Here is a 16,989-nt window from a genome sequence, read left to right on the forward strand (position 1 = left end):
GTTGTTTTATCCTAGTATTTCTCTTATCTTTTTAATAGTATTCCCATTTATTGGTTCGCTAAACTTCCCATTTATACGAACAGCCGATCCAAAATGGTATTCGGTTGCCTGAAGTTTTTGGTGAATCTCTACAATGTTATTATGAGACAGTCCAGATCCAGGCATAATGACTGGTGATGGTTTTTCACGGTGGAGCGCCAACATTGCCTTGAGATTTTCTACACCATCTAATGCCTTTGGGGCACCTCCAGAGGTTAACACTGTTTGAATCGAATCACTGTATTTTTGAAGGGTTTTATAGGCTTCGATAATATCCTTTGCTTCATCAATCGCACGGTGGAAGGTGATCTTCATTCCATCTGCTACATTAATCACTTTTTGAAGAAATGCTTCATCTATTTCTCCATTTTCAGTTAAAGAACCAAACACAATTCCAGTCGCGCCAAGTTCCTTACACACTTTAACATCCTCTAAAATAACCCGCTTGTCATCTTCTGAATATGTAAATGAATAGCCGTGAGGACGGACCATGACATGGACGGGAATAGAGACGGCTTGAACAACATCCTTGATGATGCCGTAAGAAGGTGTCAAACCTCCTTCCGTCATTGCGGTCACTAACTCTAAACGATTTGCGCCATGTTCTTCAGCTAACTTTGCATCCTCTGCATGTTGAACAATAATTTCTATTAACATTGATGTCTACCTACTTTCATTGGACCACGGGGACGGTTCTTGTGGTCCCTAACAGGGAACCACAAGAACCGTCCCTCTGGTAACTATTTGATCATCTTGTAAATATAATAACCCATTGGTCCAAAAATAGACAGGAGTAGCCCAATCATATACCACATGCCTAACCCTTCATTGCCCTGTCCGACATTGACCATTTCCCACGTGCCAATCGCAAAAAAGAGAGTAAGCCAAAAATTCATCGTAATGAGCATTTTTCTAGAGATTCTATACAGTTTTTCCGCATTTTCTGGTGTTACCTTTACCGGATAATTATGAATATGTGGAAACTTGCTTAGAATAAACATCATTTTAAATAAAAAGGTTGCGATAATTGGAAGAATGAGCACACTCCATTTTCCTCCCCACCTATCAGGTTCTCCCATGATATTAAAATGAGTCGGGATTCGGTCTGGAATCTCACTCCAATTCAAGATGACAAACCCATACATGCCAAGTAAAAATAGTATCGAGAGCAACTCTATTATTTTTTCAAATAAAGTTTTCGGCAGCTTTAACTCTGGTTTTTCAGACATAATAAAGCACTCCTTCCTCATACTAGTTTATACGAGTAAGGAGTGGCAAGGGTTTCATTTTAAGAAAGAAATTTTAGCAATTTGTCCAATGTCGTTTTCTCAAAGTCTTTAACGGCGGTTAAATAGGGCAAGGTTATTTCTTCAGTTAGATCACCCCAACTAAGAACTAGAGGGATTGAACCTGTAATCGTACCGTCTTCTAAAATAATCGTATCGAGATAGTCTAATAGTTGTTCACGATCAATAATGGCTTCACCAGTGCCATCATTTTTTAATTCAATATCCCCTGAGATCGAAGTCCCTTGAATGTGAAACATAACCTCATTTGGAACAGGAGAACCCACCCCATTGTATGTAAGTTTAAGAATGTCTGGAGGCGTCTCTTTCATTTCACTATAATTGACATACTGTAGTTGAGCGGACCATGTATTGATCGTTTCTGGTGTCTCTACTGGCTGAAACACCACCATTTCATACCACTGCAACTCTTCCTTATTACACCCCGCAAGCAACATCATGATGAGAACGAACAATAAAATTCTTAACAGTTTCAACTTCTCATCCCCCTTATTAAAAACTTGGGGACCACGGGGACGGTTCCTGTGGTCCCTCCTTTTCATTTATACCTATTAGGAACCAAGAGAACCGTCCCTCTGGTGCCACCTGGTCTCCTAGCAACCTCTGATCCTTTATTTCTTTCCGAATTGCATTCTCATTCCTGCTATTTTTGTCAGGATAAAGTAGGCAATGATACTGAATCCAAGTCCTCCTAGGTGATAGGATAGGAGGTTTGGCGGTTCATTGTACCTATTGGACTGGCCAAATACCATTCCACCAAATAGATAGAAACAGATGAGCACACCTACTTTTAGGTATGGAAGCAGATTTTCATAAGCCAAGATTTTACCGTTGTTTTCACTTTTTATTCGAGTTGATAATCGCTTAATCAAGTATAAAGAGAGAATCGTTACAAGAATTGGAATGATTATAACTGACAACTCACTTAAAAATGTAGCCTGCTTCCAAACAAAGATTTCATTTATCCCATGTTCAAAATCCAATAAGAGTAATGGGAATGAGAGATTTTCAGCATAGACATCAAACCCTTGGATTCCGTATTTTTCTTTTATAAAGTAGTCTCCTGTAATTGCTCTATAGTGAGTAGAAATTCCTTGCATTACTAAGTTATATAGTCCGTATGGCAAGAATAGAAAGATCAAACTAAAGGCAAATTGCGAAACAAAACTTGCTCCAATTAAGCCAATAAACAGACTAAACGTAAAGACTCCAATAAGAGTGGCAAGAGCAATCAAAAAATAATACCCAAGGGCAGCTAATGGAAGATACTCATTCAACAAAGAATTACCAAGTACAAACATTGAGATTAACACACTTACTGCCACTGCTACGGTCAGATGAAATACGCCAAATATCCACTTGGAGAAAAAGATATCACTTCTTTTGTAAGGTAATGCTAGTGTAAAATCAAAGCTTTGATTTGTTCGTTCTAATCCAATTAAGGCTGTGGCCAAGAGTATGCATGCAAGAACTTGAAACAATCCTACCTCCAAAAAATTTCCAAAATGTAATGTGTAGGGCTCTGAATTTCCCCATTCATCCCAATGTAAAAGCGAATTTTCCTCGATGCTTAAATAGTTATTCAGTTTATATGGAAAGTAAAGACAAACTAACCAAAGTCCCCATACCACAAACTTTGATTGCTTATAATTCTTTAGCCAAAGTGCCTTGTTAAACAATGTCATCCCCTCCTAATGCAGACACAAACATGTCTTCAAGTGACATAGGTAATTCTTCTAATAGCAATGGTTGCTCTGCTTTTAATCGTGATACTACTGCTTCTGTGTTTCCTTTTATTAAAAGGGTGTGGACCCGACCAATTTGAGATAGGACTTCAATATTTGAAAGTTGCTTTAGTTCTTCAGGAATCCCGTTTTCTTTGAAGACCACCTGAACCTTTTTATAATGCAGTCTTGCATCCTCCATTGTGACGATTGATTCGACCTCACCATTCTTTAACATGATGATGGTATCCGCGATTTTCTCGAGTTCATCTAAATGATGACTAGAAATCAAAAGAGAGATCTTTGATTCTGACACTTCCTCTAATAAAAACTGGAGAATTTTCCTTTTTACAATCGCATCTAGCCCATTTGTTGGTTCATCTAATATAATCAGTTTTGCTTTTGTTGAAATAGCCAAAATGATAAATAACAAAGCCTTCATCCCACGTGAAAAAGTCCGAATTTTTCTCTTTTCTGGAAGGTTAAAGCGTTGTAAAAGCGAATAAAAATAGGGTTTATCGAAATTCACATAAATCGCTTCATATAGTGTCACAAGCTCTTTGATACTGTAGCCATTAAATGTTGCATTTGAATCTGGAACAAACACCATTTCCCCTTTCACCTCAGGGTTTGTCACGATGTTTTCCCCTTGAAACACAACCTCCCCTTCATCCGCATCTAAAATGCCAACAAGGCTTCTTAACAATGTTGTTTTTCCGACTCCATTTCGTCCGACCAAGCCGACAATTGATCCTTCGCCAATTGAAAAAGAAATATCATGTAAAACTCTTTCTCCTTCAATGCTTTTTGAAAGATTTTGTACATTAAGCATTGCTATCCTTCCCTCCTAACTCCTCTACATACTTTTCAATCCACTCAACAAAAGTTTCTTTATTTATCCCGAGATAAGAAGCTTCTACAAGTAAAAGCTTTAATGATTGTTTGATTTCCTCCACTTTTTCATCATCCACCTTCTTTGGAAGCTGTTCGGAAACAAATGTACCCTTTCCCCTTCGTGTTTCGATAATTCCCTGTCGCTCAAGCTCTTGATAGGCTTTGCTGACCGTGTTTGGGTTTACAAGCAAGGTTGAAGAAAGCTCGCGAACACTTAATAATTTTTCATCAGGCTGAAGGACTCCTTTTAAAATGAGTTCCTTGACTTGGTTTACAATTTGTTCCCAAATCGGTGTGTTACTTCGTTCATCTAACTGAAAATACAAGCAAAACACCCCTTTCAGTTGTTCTATGTCAATTGTGTTTTATGTGTATTATATCATATAGTACACTTAATACATTAAATCACATACACCATCCTGTCAATATACGTTCGCCTATTTTTTAAATCAAATACGCCAAAGCGTATTTGCGCCTAGATTTTTTCGAGCTTTGCTGGAAAAACTTCCTTTGAAAATCTGTGGCATCCGCCGGAGGCATTTAACTTTATTCAGTCCCAAATTGGATAGTTACTCTTCTTGCATGCAGCCCCTCCATTAAAAATAGAGACTCCTACGAATAAAGTTAAATTTGTATTTCGCTCACCGAATCTGTTCTGTTACACTAGAAAGGTAACACTTACATTCGTGCTATGTATGGCACCACAAAAGGAGAATACATATGTCTAAATTCGAACAAATGCTTGAAAAATATGCTGATTTAGCTGTTCGCGTTGGTGTTAATGTTCAAAAAGGACAGAACCTTCTTATAAATGCACCTATTTCAGCCGTAGAATATGTAAGGAAAGTTGTAAAAAAAGCCTATGAGGCCGGAGCAAGAAATGTATATATCGAGTGGAATGACGACGAAATTACACGCACACGTTTTGACCTGGCACCAGATGAAGCCTTTCTTGACTATCCAATGTGGAAGGCAAAAGGAATGGAAGATCTTGCTGAAAACGGAGCAGCCTTTTTATCGATTATTTCTTCCAATCCAGACTTATTAAAAGGTGTCAATCCTGAGCGCATAGCCAATGCCAATAAAACGGCAGGTAAGGCACTTGAAAAATATCGAAATTATTCTCAGGCTGATAAAATCAGCTGGTCTGTCATCGCTGTCCCTTCTGAAAGCTGGGCTGAAAAAGTTTTCCCTGATCTGTCAGCAGAGGAGCAAGTCGAAAAATTATGGGATGCCATTTTCCAAGCCACTCGTGTTGATGTTGACAATCCTGTTCAAGCATGGAAGGAACATAACGCAACCTTACATGCAAAGGTTGAATACTTAAACAAGAAAAAATATAAAAAATTACATTATAAAGCACCTGGAACTGACTTAGTCGTTGAATTACCTGAAGACCATGTATGGATTGGCGGCGGTGGCGAAAACGAACAAAACATTGAGTTTGTTGCGAATATGCCGACTGAAGAGGTGTTTACAGTTCCCAAAAAGGATGGTGTAAATGGATTTGTCAGCAGCACTAAGCCACTAAATTACGGTGGAAGCCTGATCGATGAATTTACATTAACCTTTGAAAACGGACGAATTATTGATGTGAAGGCTGTAACAGGTGAAGATACCTTAAAACGTCTGATCGAAACAGATGAAGGTAGCCATTATTTAGGTGAGGTTGCACTTGTTCCACATAGCTCACCTATTTCACAATCAAAGATTCTTTTCTACAACACGCTTTTTGATGAAAATGCGTCCAATCACTTTGCAATTGGTAATGCATATGCGTTCTGTATTGAAGGTGGGAAAACGATGTCACGTGATGAGCTTGTAAAGAAAGGTGCAAACTCAAGTATCACACATGTCGACTTCATGGTCGGCTCAGGTGAAATGGACATCGACGGCATCACTGCCGATGGCAAAATTGAACCTGTTTTTCGCAACGGAAACTGGGCTTTTTAAAAAAGATGCACCATCAGGGATTAGCTCCCGATGGTGCTTTTTTTATTCCATCAACCCTATCCACACGCAATTACACCAAAAATTTTTATCATTGATACTATTGATATTCTGTTGGTATTATGTAAATATAGATGACAAGACAGATGTAATTCCACACTCATGTACACATGATTTTTTTAACGAAATATGCCTAAGTTTGTGAAATTGTTATCAAACTTATTTAGGTAAGGAGGCAAACTATGAATCTATTAAAATTACGAAAAATGCTACAGGAATTTTTACTTGAGGATATTGGTGAACAAGATGTCACTAGTCAATCGATTTTTCCGCTTGAGCAAACAAGTCAAGGAGTGTTCATTGCGAAAGAAAATGGAATTATATCTGGATTGTCCATTATTAAAGAAGCATATCATTTGTTAGATCCTTCAATCAAAGTCGAACAACGCTTTTCTGACGGAGATCGAGTTTCTGTTGGTGATACCATTGCTACTGTTAGCGGACCGACTTCCCACCTGCTTACTGGTGAAAGAGTCATTTTAAATCTCATGCAAAGAATGAGTGGAATCGCAACGGTCACAAACAGATGTGTGGAGGCTTTAAACGATCCTACCATTCATATTTGTGACACTAGAAAAACCATTCCAGGACTCCGGATGCTGGATAAATATGCAGTCGTATCCGGCGGTGGCAAAAACCATCGATTTGGTCTCTATGATGGTGTCATGATTAAGGATAACCATATTGCTTACTGTGGGTCCATTACAAAAGCGGTTCAAGCCGTACGGGAAAAAATCGGTCACATGGTAAAAATTGAGGTTGAAACGGAAAACGCAGAAGAAGTTTTAGAAGCGGTAAATGCCGGTGCGGATGTCATCATGTTTGATAATCGTAGCCCAGAAGAGGTAAAGGAATTTGCACAGTTAGTACCAAAAGACATTATCACCGAAGCCTCTGGAGGAATTACCTTAGATAACTTAGCAACCTACTCCGGAACAGGTGTCAAGTTTATTTCATTAGGATTTTTAACACATTCGGTTAAAGCCCTAGATATTAGCTTACAGGTAAAAGAAGGAAACAAGAAATCCCTCTGATTTAAAAAATTGAGTGTAGATTCATAATCAAAAAGATAACCCATTGGGGGTAAACATAATGTCTCACAGAAATTGGACTTTATCTTTCATTTTAATAGTAAGTAGTTTACTACTGGTAGGTTGCATGAATAAGGTCGGCGCGGTTGCTGTCGATACTTCAGACGATATTCGAACGACCATCATCGGTGGACGAACAGGTGGTGCATGGTCTGTTTTTACAGAAGGAATCGCTGAATCGATTCGTCGAGAATATAAAGGATCTCTGATTACGGTAGAACCGGGCGGAATTGTAGAAAACCCTGCGAGTGTCGGAACAAACACTGTCCCATACGGAATTTCATACGCTATGACAGCATACGCGGCATTCAGTGGAACAGAACCCTATAAAAACGCCTATCCAGATATACGGGCAATCAGTGTTGTCATCCCTGCTAACTATTATCAGCTGATTGCGCGAGGAGATGTGAAATTTGATTCATTAGATGAGGTCATTGAAAAGAAAGCTCCGATACGACTTGCTGTTGACCAGAGAGGTTCTGCTGGTGAAATCATTACTCGAGCGATACTACAAGAATACGGGGTAACTTATCAAGACATTGATTCGTGGGGTGGTTCTGTGGATCATTTAAGTGGGTCAACGACCTTTGAATTGATGTCTGACAATCGAATCGATATGACAGGAGATGCCGTGTCTGTTCCTTCTAGTGATATTTTAGAGGCTTCCACAACGAATGATTTGAAATTTATATCAATGGATCAAAATATCCTACAAGCTGTGGCTGAAAAATTAGGAATGGAACAAGGTACGATTACGAGTGGGAGCTATCGTTTCTTAGAACAAGATATGAGTACCGTATATACTCCAGCGATTTTGATTGTTCATAAAGATGTACCGGAAGAAGAAGTATATCGTGTCACAAAAGCGATCTATGAGAACTTTGAATACTTAAGTACCGTTCATAAAGAATTTAAAAATCTTTCAAAAGAAAACTTTAGTAAGGTTGGGAAAGTCCCGCTTCATCCAGGTGCGGAAAAATTTTTAAAAGAAAAAGGACTCATTCACGAATTCTAGAAGGGAGATCCCAACATGATGGGCTTTAAAAATAACATAACAAAAGTCTTCACGGAAGGTGAAAAGCGCCACTTAACTGGATCACATTTTAAGTTATTGATAAGTTTCGCATTCATTCTATCTTTATTCCAAGTTGGGTCCGTTATTTGGGGGAAATTAGATCCAATTCAGTTGTTGGCGACGCATTTATCTTTCATACTATTTTTGACTTTTATTTATTATAGTTTTTCAAAAAAGAGTGGAACGAGCACTTCTCCGACAGTCATAGACTATATCTGTTCATTTTTAGCATTAGGTGCGGGAATCTATTTTAACATCCATGCAGAACGTATCTCAGAACGAATCCCGATTGTCGACCCATTGTCCTCATTGGATATTTTAGTTGGCTTCCTTTTTGTCTTGTTAAGCATTGAAGCAGCACGCCGGACGATTGGGATGCCGATTGTCATCATTGTATTAATTGGAATCGGCTATGCGCTTTGGGGTCATCATTTAGGAGGACTTATCTGGCATCGGGAGTTTTCGTTCTCAGAGGTAGTCGAAGATTTAGCTTACAGCTTTAATGGATTATGGGGTTCACCAATTGCAGTTGCTGCATCATTTGTATATATGTTTTTATTGTTTGGAGCCTTTTTACAAAAAGCCGGTGCGGGTGAATTTTTCTTTCAGTTATCAACGGCTTTGGCTGGAAGAACACGTGGTGGTGCTGCGAAGGTGGCCGTGCTAGCGAGTGCATTTTTTGGGATGATTTCGGGAAGTCCAACAGCAAATGTCGTCACGACAGGCTCATTTACCATTCCTGTAAGTAAACGCTCTGGTTACAAACCATCATTTGCGGCAGCAGTTGAAGCTGCAGCATCAACAGGAGGTAGCATCCTTCCACCAATTATGGGATCCTCTGCCTTCTTAATGGCAGCAATCACACAGATTCCTTATATTTCAATCGTCATTGCGGCGATTATTCCGGGAATCTTATACTATCTTTCCTTACTTGCCATGGTTCATTTTGAGGCTGTACGATTAGATTTACCAAAGGCAAAAAAAGAGGATATCCCTAAAGTTTCGGATGTTTTAAAAGCAGGCTGGTATTACTTTATTCCACTCGTTGTCTTACTCGTTTTTCTTTTAAATGGGTATAGCGCATCAAGAACTGGTTTTTATGGGGTATTAGCCATTGTGATTGTGAGCTGGTTTCGTAAAAAAACGCGGATGGGTATTAAGCAAATTTTCGAAGCAATGGTGGATGGTGCTAAATCCTCTATCCCTGTCACAACCGCATGTGCAGCAGCAGGTTTAGTGATATCAGGTATCATGTCAACTGGCCTCGGGGGGAAGTTAACGAGTGTCGTACTTGGCTTAACGGAAGGTATGCTTATTCCAACTTTATTACTAACTATGGTTATTTGTATTATTTTAGGAATGGGAATGCCAGTTGCGGCTGCGTATATTTTAACAGCCATGTTAGCTGCACCAGCATTAATGGAGTTAGGTGTATCCTTAATGTCAGCACATTTATTTATCGTTTATTTCTCCATATTTTCGGCGATTACACCACCTGTTGCTGTCGCTGCATATGCTGCAGCAGGAATTGCCGATAGTAACCCTAATCAAGTGGGACTAGAAGCCGTTCGACTTGGAATTGTCGGTTTCATCGTGCCATTTATGTTCGTGCTAGAACCTGCATTATTGCTTGAAGGTTCACCGCTTGAAATCATGATTGCATTCTTTACTGCCGTAGTCGGCGTTGTTTCGTTAAGTGCAGGAATCATCGGCAGATTTCAAACAATAGCAAACGTACTAGACCGAATTCTCTTAATCATAAGTGGGCTATTGCTCATCTATCCACATATTCTATTCAGTGGTATAGGTATTTTCTTATTCGCATTCGTTTTTATACTTCAGAAGAAACGTCAGACCCCTTTCACCCCTATTCAAAAAGGGGCATAAGCAAAGAGAAAAGTTCAGTGTTGTTAAGCACTGAACTTTTTTCGAATTATAGTTCTCTTTTCTTTTTCATTAATTCCAGTAGTTTTTTATCTAGCTCATCGTATTTTGGATCATCCTTTGATATCAATGACAATTGTCCGATTATCGCACTAATCTCATTTTCGATAAGCAGCTTTTCTTCTGCCTTGTTTTGTGTAGTGACCGGTCCGATCTGGTCTTTGTGCTGATATGCCCTCAGCCCCATTTCAACTCTTTTAATAACACCATGTTCAAAAACAAGAAGTTTGTCACACATTTTTTCAAGAAAATAATGATCATGGGAAACGGTCAGAATCGTTCCCTCAAATGTTTGCAGCATATTTTCAAGAGACTCGCGGCTTGCAAGATCAAGGTGGTTGGTCGGTTCATCTAAAATTAATAGATCCACCTCATCCAATAACAATTTAACGAGTTTCACCCTTGTTCGTTCACCCAAGCTTAAGGACGATATGGGCTGATTGATTTTATCTGCTTGAAACCCAATGTTTGCAAAAATAGTCCTTGTCTCACTAATTCTATCCTTTACGGTGAGTCCAAGGTATTCAAGGATTGTCTTCGTTTCGTCCAAGTCCGTTACATCCTGAGACAAATAGCCGATTTTTAAGGAATGACTTTTCCAAAGCTCCCCCGTTGATAGTGTTGAATCTCCCATAATGACACGAAACAATGTCGTCTTTCCACAGCCATTTTCACCAAGAATACCAATTCGTTCTCCAAACTTTACATAAAAATGGCTTTCTTGAAACAATAGCCTCTCGCCAAATCTCATTCCTCCATTGTTCACTTCAACAATTCGTTTCCCCCGCTTTTTACTCTGTTTAAAATGAAATTGGAGTTCCTCTTTTTCCTTTGGCTTTTCAATTTTGTTTTTTTCGAGTTCTCTTTCAAGACGCTTCTTTTTTGACTTTATCTGTTTATCCATTTTCTTTGCCTTCACTCGATAAAATTCTTTAAAGCCCTCCTGCTTCGTCGATTGGCGATGCGCTTTGTCTGACCAGTTTTGCAAATTGCTTAGCTGGTTTTCAATTTTCTCTTTTTGTTTTTGTTGAATGTCATAGCGATGAAGCTGACTTTGGTATTGCCTTTCCTTTTCTTTATAAAAATCGCTATAATTTCCTTCGTAAATGATTGAATTTCCGTCCTCTATCTCAATAATTTGACTTACTGTTTGATCAAGGAAATAGCGGTCATGCGAAATGACAATAATGGCGCCCGGAAAAGCCTTCATTTCCTCAATCAGCCACTCTACTCCTTTAAAATCAAGATGGTTAGTCGGTTCATCAAGCAATAAAAGATTCGTCTGGGATGCCCAAACCTTTGCCAGTGATAGCTTTGTCTTCTCGCCCCCACTTAAGTGGGCTCCGCGATGATGATCCCATGTTTGGACTTTCGTTAACCCAAGCTGGCTAGTTTGCTTCAACATATCTTTTGACATTATTACTTCCTCAAGGTCACCAAGCGCGATATCTGCAGCCTGCTTTACATAACCAATTGAAATCGGTCCAGACGGCATTTCGACATTCCCTTTATCCATCTCTATTTTTCCCGTTAAGATGTTTGCCAGTGTTGTCTTCCCAGCTCCGTTATTCCCGACAATCCCGATTCGAGCTCCCCTTTGGACGTCAAATTCAATATGATTTAAAATAATCTTATCTCCGAAGCTTTTGTGGACCCCACTTATTTTTAAAATCGTCATAAAAAAACCTCCCTAGTAAGTACCTAGAGAGGACACATTTTTCCCAATACAAATAAACGTACAAATGTATGGTATACAAATGGACATGGAAATGGGCATAGTAATCCTATTCTCTAGATACTCGATATATAAAAAATCGGTACGAAAATAAGATTAATTGTCCATTGCCCCTTACCCATTCCTTTCGAATTTTGTTAGTTCTAGTATATGTTCATTGAAAAAATCTGTCAAATTCGACTTTTCTTCCCTGTTCGAGATAATTCGTTATAATAAGAGTAATCATATAAAAGAAGGATCTTTTCTAAAAGATTGTTGCTATTGGATAAAACAAAACTATTGATTGAAGCGGAAGGTGGCGACTCCTCGAAAATGCATTCGCATTTTCTTCGTGCGTGGGTTATTTCAAGGAAGAAATTCAAAGTCCTGCGGGAAAAGCGTGAGACTTGAGACCCCACAGGAGCGAACAATAGAACGAAGCCTAAAAGCGCCACGTCCTGTGGCAACGGCTTCGTGACCTACATCGTGTAGGCCTGAGGAGGCTCAAGCCACGCCCGCGGAAAGCGTCACCTGTAGCGGAAATCAATTGTGCCAAAAACAACAATTTTTGCGAAAACAGCCTGAAAGAATGAGGAGTTTTTATGAAAAAAGTTGAGGTTTTTATTTTATCTGGATTTTTAGGAAGTGGGAAAACCACTTTATTGCAAAATATTCTGAACGAAGAAAAAAAATTAGGTCGTAAAGTAGCGGTTGTAATGAATGAGTTAGGCCAGGTTTCAATCGATTCAAATGCCGTTACAGAAAATACACCCCTTAAAGAATTATTAAATGGCTGTGTTTGCTGTACGATTCAAGGTCAGCTTGAAGTTCATCTACAAGGACTTCTACAGGACTATGATCTTGATGCAATTTATATTGAAACAACAGGGGTTGCCCATCCAATTGAAGTGCTGGATGCCTGTATGTCCCCACTATTTGCAGATCAATTATTTGTCCAATCGATAGTGACCCTAATCGATGTGAATCGTTGGAAGGAAAGAAACTCATTAAGTGCTCAGTTGCAAATGCTCTTACGTGAACAAGTTTACCACGCAGATGTATTGTTACTGAATAAAGTCGACCAGTTGTCAGAGATGGAACAAGGACAAATGATCTTTGAAATTCAGTCAATTAACCGTGATGCAAAATGCTTATTGACGAAGTATGCTTCCGTGAAACTTGATGATTTACGAACGATAAAAAAGACCGAGCGAAAACCACATGAACGTGCCCATGTCCATCTTGATTTGAAGCTAAAAACATATGTACATACATTTTCAAATCCACTTGACCTTGATTTGTTCGAGGATTGGCTAAGAAAAATGCCTGATACGATTTACCGGATTAAGGGTTATTTAAAGTTTACCCATTCGAATCATACTTATTTGTTCCAATACTCCTATGGAACACCCATTTACTTAAAAGAGCTAATGAACTATAAGCCAACGTTGGTATTTATTGGTGAAAAATTGGTTCCACAATGGATGAAGGCTGAAATGGAGAAACTTGAGGAGGAAAGTATGAAGGTTGAATAATCATTTTTGGCGGAAGTGGTCGTAATTCCCAAGCATCATTTCCGCTTGACGTGACACCTTAAAAATGAGTAATCATTTGGTTACTCAAAAAACTAGTCGGGAGTGATGTATCATGGCAAGAAACAAACTATTGGTTCCAGGTGCTGAAAATGCTCTAGATCAAATGAAAGAAGAAATCGCCAATGAGTTTGGAGTTCAGCTTGGTGCAGATACGACCGCACGTGCTAACGGCTCCGTTGGGGGCGAAATGACGAAACGCCTCGTTGCCATGGCACAGCAACAGCTTAAAAATGGTTCACAACAATAACCATCTTTATTAGAGGTCCTTACATAAGGGCCTCTATTTGTTAAGCAACGAATAACTTAAAAAACCGCCACTTTCCTTAGAAGTGAACGGTTTTTTCAACATATATTTTCTCAGGCGTCATCATCACAGTTGGTTTTTCCTTGGCCTCGATTGTTCTTACTCCAAATAAAATCATCCCCACAACCAAAAGTGCAAACAACAACACAATGATACAATTTTTTACTAATGCCATCTTTCCCACCCTATCTTTTTTAATGCCTGATTTATTTCCTTTTTTTCCAACAAAACCATTCTATTCACGCTTTTCTTATTTATTCCTAAATATTAAAAAATGATTAAAATTCTTTGATTTCCTCACTTTCCTTTCAGTTGGACATATAGTGTAGTAAAGGAGGGAAATCACTTGGATAAATATGTTTTCTTATTTGTTGCGTGTATTTTAGCTGGCTTTGCTCTTATCAAAGTAACTGCATACGATACCGTTTTAGGAAGTTTACATTCAGTATTTATTTTAGTAGGTGTCCTTACAATCATTGTCTTTTCATTCGTCCTTATATTTAAGGGGATTTTAGCTTTATTGGGTAAATGATAAGCCTCTTTTTGGCTTATCTTTTTAATTTTAGGGGTTTGTACCTTTCATAATATTCTAACAAGCTATATGCTAGTACTACCAAAGGTATGGAAGGTGGTACATGGTATATGGCTTCAATCTTTTTAGGACCGATCGAGATTAACCGGAATGAGGGAACCATTATTGCCGGGAACTCATTTAATGTTTCTCCCACCTCAACAGGAAAAACATATGCAGGTGCTGGTTCATTAAATACGGGTGTTAATATTACCATTCATAGTGGTAGAAGTACATCCAATACGTATGATTCTGATGGCAGAGATTCATCCATTTCGGAAGCAGAATAAAATACCGTCTCCCATGAGGAAGACGGCTTTTTTACATACGTCCAGCTTCTGCGCCTAACCCCTCGAGGTCACAAGCCAATCCATCAAGAAGGTCAATTTACAACCTTCCCGCTGGCTTGTCTTGTGCTTGTCTGACTTGCACAGGACAAGGAAAGCTTCGAGAGCATAGCATCGCACGAAGAAAATGCATAGCATTTTCGAGGATGTGCTGACGTCGATGTTTGCCACAGGAAGTGGCAGATTTTAGTCGACGTTCCGCAGAAAAAGGCGCTTACGCATTTGATATTACGCATACATGGCTTCTATTTGTTTTTGAAGCTCCGTATTTTCAAGATATTCATCATATGTCATTTGCTTATCAACAAGACCATTTGGTGTGATTTCAATAATGCGGTTTGCAATTGTTTGAACAAACTGATGGTCATGTGATGTAAATAAAATAGAACCTTTAAACGCGATTAAGCCATTGTTTAAAGCGGTAATGGACTCAAGGTCTAAGTGGTTTGTCGGGTCATCAAGTAATAACACGTTTGAGCCGCTTAGCATCATTTTTGAAAGCATACAGCGTACTTTTTCTCCTCCTGAGAGAACGCTAGGCTTTTTCAAGACCTCTTCTCCAGAGAAAAGCATTCTTCCTAAGAATCCACGTAGGAAGCTTTCACTTTGATCATTTGGCGAGAACTGACGAAGCCAGTCCACTAAAGTTGGCTCATTCCCCTCGAAATATTTCGAGTTGTCCTTAGGGAAATAGGCTTGAGACGTTGTAACACCCCATTTGAAGGTACCACTATCTGCTTCCATTTCACCCATCAAAATCTTAAATAATGTTGTGATTGCTATTTCGCTTTTACCTACAAACGCAAGCTTGTCGCCTTTATTCATAATAAAGCTGACATTATCTAGCACCTTCACACCATCGATTGTCTTTGTAAGACCTTCTACACGTAATAAGTCATTACCGATTTCACGCTCTGGAGTAAATCCGACGAACGGATATCGACGCGAAGATGGTTTAATATCATCAAGTGAAATTTTATCTAAAAGCTTTTTACGAGAGGTTGCTTGTTTTGATTTAGATGCATTTGCACTAAAGCGCGCAATAAATGCTTGAAGTTCTTTAATTTTCTCTTCTTTTTTGCGGTTTGCATCCTGTGCCATTCTTGAAGCAAGCTGGCTAGATTCATACCAGAAGTCATAGTTTCCAACATAGATTTGAATTTTTCCATAATCAAGGTCAGCCATGTGGGTACATACCTTATTTAAGAAATGACGGTCATGGGAAACGACAATTACGGTATTTTCAAAGTTAATTAAAAATTCTTCTAGCCACTGGATCGCTTTTAAATCCAAGTTATTCGTAGGCTCGTCCAGTAATAGGACATCTGGTTTGCCAAATAAGGCTTGCGCTAATAACACTTTTACTTTCTCAGAACCGGTTAATTCTGCCATTTTCTTCGCGTGAAGCTCCTCTGGAATCCCTAGTCCTTTTAAAAGGATTGCAGCTTCTGATTCTGCTTCCCACCCATTTAATTCGGCAAATTCTCCTTCAAGTTCAGCTGCTCTCATGCCGTCCTCATCAGAGAAATCTGGCTTCATATAAATGGCATCCTTCTCCTGCATCACTTCAAAAAGACGAGCATGTCCCATGATGACAACTTTAAGGACTTCATGTTCTTCATATTCAAAGTGGTTTTGTTTTAAAATCGCTAAGCGTTCTCCTGGTGTCATGTGAACATCACCAGTTTGTGGCTCAATTTCACCAGAAAGGATTTTCAAAAAGGTAGATTTTCCGGCACCATTTGCCCCAATCAGACCATAACAATTTCCTGGTGTAAACTTTATATTAACATCTTCAAAAAGCTTGCGATCACCATAACGCAAACTGACATTTGTAACTGTAATCATATATTATAAATCCTCCATTTCATATCACTGCTACTGATTATACCATTTTAATAGACACAACTCTAGTTCTAGCAGTTTAAGGACTTAGATTAACATAAAAATGACCCTTTTCACAGGTTTCCTGCAAAAAGAGTCGCCTAGAAAACATCGCGTTTTTCTTTTGTTTCTTGTTTTAAATCAAATAGCATCATTCTTCTTATTGCTCTCCTGTTCTTGATTTGTTTCCACAGGCAATTCCGTTTGTCTTTCAGCACGTCTCACGAATTCAACTCTTTGCATGATCCTTTCTCCCCCGTAACCTGCCAAAATTGAGAGGAACACTACTCGAAAAATCGAATCTGTGTCACTCGATGCTACGACTAAAACTGCCGCAACGGTTCCGATAATCATTTCTTCTAAGAAGCCGAGGTAGATGAAGCGTTTTGTCACACGAGGTTTTTCGATTTTCCCCTGTTTTTTAGCATGTCCCAACAACCCCATAGAGCCACCAATAAAGATTGCTAGCAAGAGATGTAACAACATGTCA

The 16,989-nt window shown here is 38.9% G+C and carries 18 protein-coding genes; 8 read left to right on the top strand and 10 right to left on the bottom strand.

Annotated features, from left to right (window positions below; genetic code table 11):
* Positions 1-6: 6 nt before the first annotated feature.
* The 6 genes from DZB84_RS04010 to DZB84_RS04035 all read right to left on the bottom strand — a co-directional run bounded on the left by DZB84_RS04010 (position 7) and on the right by DZB84_RS04035 (position 4,290).
* The gene (locus DZB84_RS04010; RefSeq protein WP_116350980.1) at positions 7-696 is read right to left on the bottom strand and encodes a copper homeostasis protein CutC; all 690 of its coding nucleotides are present in this window, start codon (positions 694-696) and stop codon (positions 7-9) included.
* An 83-nt stretch (positions 697-779) separates the two neighbouring features.
* Positions 780-1,268: a DUF1648 domain-containing protein gene (locus DZB84_RS04015; protein ID WP_189655139.1), complete on the bottom strand. Its 489-nt coding sequence runs from the start codon at positions 1,266-1,268 to the stop codon at positions 780-782.
* 59 nt (positions 1,269-1,327) lie between these two features.
* The gene (locus tag DZB84_RS04020) at positions 1,328-1,822 is read right to left on the bottom strand and encodes a hypothetical protein (RefSeq protein WP_116350982.1); all 495 of its coding nucleotides are present in this window, start codon (positions 1,820-1,822) and stop codon (positions 1,328-1,330) included.
* A gap of 135 nt (positions 1,823-1,957) precedes the next feature.
* Positions 1,958-3,025, bottom strand: a complete 1,068-nt coding sequence (locus DZB84_RS04025) for an ABC transporter permease (RefSeq protein WP_189655140.1) — start codon at positions 3,023-3,025, stop codon at positions 1,958-1,960.
* Positions 3,018-3,902: an ABC transporter ATP-binding protein gene (locus DZB84_RS04030; protein ID WP_116350984.1), complete on the bottom strand. Its 885-nt coding sequence runs from the start codon at positions 3,900-3,902 to the stop codon at positions 3,018-3,020. The genes DZB84_RS04025 and DZB84_RS04030 overlap by 8 nt, the downstream gene beginning before the upstream one ends.
* Positions 3,895-4,290 (bottom strand): GntR family transcriptional regulator, encoded by a 396-nt coding sequence (locus tag DZB84_RS04035; RefSeq protein WP_116350985.1) that lies wholly within the window; start codon positions 4,288-4,290, stop codon positions 3,895-3,897. The genes DZB84_RS04030 and DZB84_RS04035 overlap by 8 nt, the downstream gene beginning before the upstream one ends.
* Positions 4,291-4,684: 394 nt before the next feature.
* On the opposite strand from DZB84_RS04035, the gene DZB84_RS04040 reads away from it, so the two are divergent.
* The 4 genes from DZB84_RS04040 (at position 4,685) to DZB84_RS04055 (ending at position 10,027) form a co-directional block, all read left to right on the top strand.
* Positions 4,685-5,917: an aminopeptidase gene (locus DZB84_RS04040; RefSeq protein WP_116350986.1), complete on the top strand. Its 1,233-nt coding sequence runs from the start codon at positions 4,685-4,687 to the stop codon at positions 5,915-5,917.
* Between the two features lie 239 nt (positions 5,918-6,156).
* Positions 6,157-7,008: a carboxylating nicotinate-nucleotide diphosphorylase gene (gene nadC / locus DZB84_RS04045; RefSeq protein WP_116350987.1), complete on the top strand. Its 852-nt coding sequence runs from the start codon at positions 6,157-6,159 to the stop codon at positions 7,006-7,008.
* A gap of 58 nt (positions 7,009-7,066) precedes the next feature.
* Positions 7,067-8,080: a TAXI family TRAP transporter solute-binding subunit gene (locus DZB84_RS04050; RefSeq protein ID WP_116350988.1), complete on the top strand. Its 1,014-nt coding sequence runs from the start codon at positions 7,067-7,069 to the stop codon at positions 8,078-8,080.
* Between the two features lie 15 nt (positions 8,081-8,095).
* Positions 8,096-10,027 (top strand): TRAP transporter permease, encoded by a 1,932-nt coding sequence (locus DZB84_RS04055; protein WP_116350989.1) that lies wholly within the window; start codon positions 8,096-8,098, stop codon positions 10,025-10,027.
* Between the two features lie 46 nt (positions 10,028-10,073).
* Here the strand turns inward: DZB84_RS04055 and abc-f are convergent, their stop codons facing one another.
* A complete protein-coding gene (abc-f, locus tag DZB84_RS04060) occupies positions 10,074-11,762 on the bottom strand; it encodes a ribosomal protection-like ABC-F family protein (protein WP_116350990.1) in 1,689 nt (562 codons plus the stop codon).
* A 638-nt stretch (positions 11,763-12,400) separates the two neighbouring features.
* Here abc-f and DZB84_RS04065 point away from each other — a divergent pair.
* Positions 12,401-13,333 (top strand): CobW family GTP-binding protein, encoded by a 933-nt coding sequence (locus DZB84_RS04065; protein WP_116350991.1) that lies wholly within the window; start codon positions 12,401-12,403, stop codon positions 13,331-13,333.
* 112 nt (positions 13,334-13,445) lie between these two features.
* Positions 13,446-13,640: an alpha/beta-type small acid-soluble spore protein gene (locus DZB84_RS04070; RefSeq protein ID WP_057996587.1), complete on the top strand. Its 195-nt coding sequence runs from the start codon at positions 13,446-13,448 to the stop codon at positions 13,638-13,640.
* Positions 13,641-13,716: 76 nt separating this feature from the next.
* Here DZB84_RS04070 and DZB84_RS24805 read toward each other — a convergent pair whose 3' ends face one another.
* On the bottom strand, positions 13,717-13,872 hold the full coding sequence (locus tag DZB84_RS24805) for a hypothetical protein (protein WP_189655141.1): 156 nt from the start codon (positions 13,870-13,872) through the stop codon (positions 13,717-13,719).
* A gap of 171 nt (positions 13,873-14,043) precedes the next feature.
* Here DZB84_RS24805 and DZB84_RS04075 point away from each other — a divergent pair, with 171 nt between their 5' ends.
* Complete coding sequence (locus DZB84_RS04075; protein ID WP_116350992.1) at positions 14,044-14,229, top strand: hypothetical protein; 186 nt, start codon at positions 14,044-14,046, stop codon at positions 14,227-14,229.
* A gap of 110 nt (positions 14,230-14,339) precedes the next feature.
* Entirely contained in the window at positions 14,340-14,558 is a 219-nt protein-coding gene (locus tag DZB84_RS04080; protein ID WP_116350993.1) for a spore germination protein, read from the top strand.
* A 285-nt stretch (positions 14,559-14,843) separates the two neighbouring features.
* Here the strand turns inward: DZB84_RS04080 and DZB84_RS04085 are convergent, their stop codons facing one another.
* Together DZB84_RS04085 and DZB84_RS04090 are read right to left on the bottom strand one after the other, a co-directional pair.
* Complete coding sequence (locus tag DZB84_RS04085; RefSeq protein WP_116350994.1) at positions 14,844-16,463, bottom strand: ABC-F family ATP-binding cassette domain-containing protein; 1,620 nt, start codon at positions 16,461-16,463, stop codon at positions 14,844-14,846.
* A 177-nt stretch (positions 16,464-16,640) separates the two neighbouring features.
* Positions 16,641-16,985 (bottom strand): DUF4257 domain-containing protein, encoded by a 345-nt coding sequence (locus DZB84_RS04090; protein WP_116350995.1) that lies wholly within the window; start codon positions 16,983-16,985, stop codon positions 16,641-16,643.
* Between the last annotated feature and the right edge of the window lie 4 nt (positions 16,986-16,989).

Origin of the sequence: Bacillus sp. HNG (assembly GCF_003400205.1) — a bacterium.
Lineage (GTDB): Bacteria > Bacillota > Bacilli > Bacillales > Bacillaceae_L > Ferdinandcohnia.

Bases quoted from the DNA above. Each gene is read 5' to 3' on its own strand.
- DZB84_RS04010 (WP_116350980.1), bottom strand. From the start codon at position 696: ATGTTAATAGAAATTATTGTTCAACATGCAGAGGATGCAAAGTTAGCT.
- DZB84_RS04015 (WP_189655139.1), bottom strand. From the start codon at position 1,268: ATGTCTGAAAAACCAGAGTTAAAGCTGCCGAAAACTTTATTTGAAAAA.
- DZB84_RS04030 (WP_116350984.1), bottom strand. From the start codon at position 3,902: ATGCTTAATGTACAAAATCTTTCAAAAAGCATTGAAGGAGAAAGAGTT.
- DZB84_RS04040 (WP_116350986.1), top strand. From the start codon at position 4,685: ATGTCTAAATTCGAACAAATGCTTGAAAAATATGCTGATTTAGCTGTT.
- nadC (WP_116350987.1), top strand. From the start codon at position 6,157: ATGAATCTATTAAAATTACGAAAAATGCTACAGGAATTTTTACTTGAG.
- DZB84_RS04050 (WP_116350988.1), top strand. From the start codon at position 7,067: ATGTCTCACAGAAATTGGACTTTATCTTTCATTTTAATAGTAAGTAGT.
- DZB84_RS04055 (WP_116350989.1), top strand. From the start codon at position 8,096: ATGATGGGCTTTAAAAATAACATAACAAAAGTCTTCACGGAAGGTGAA.
- abc-f (WP_116350990.1), bottom strand. From the start codon at position 11,762: ATGACGATTTTAAAAATAAGTGGGGTCCACAAAAGCTTCGGAGATAAG.
- DZB84_RS04065 (WP_116350991.1), top strand. From the start codon at position 12,401: ATGAAAAAAGTTGAGGTTTTTATTTTATCTGGATTTTTAGGAAGTGGG.
- DZB84_RS04070 (WP_057996587.1), top strand. From the start codon at position 13,446: ATGGCAAGAAACAAACTATTGGTTCCAGGTGCTGAAAATGCTCTAGAT.
- DZB84_RS24805 (WP_189655141.1), bottom strand. From the start codon at position 13,872: ATGGCATTAGTAAAAAATTGTATCATTGTGTTGTTGTTTGCACTTTTG.
- DZB84_RS04080 (WP_116350993.1), top strand. From the start codon at position 14,340: ATGGCTTCAATCTTTTTAGGACCGATCGAGATTAACCGGAATGAGGGA.
- DZB84_RS04085 (WP_116350994.1), bottom strand. From the start codon at position 16,463: ATGATTACAGTTACAAATGTCAGTTTGCGTTATGGTGATCGCAAGCTT.
- DZB84_RS04090 (WP_116350995.1), bottom strand. From the start codon at position 16,985: ATGTTGTTACATCTCTTGCTAGCAATCTTTATTGGTGGCTCTATGGGG.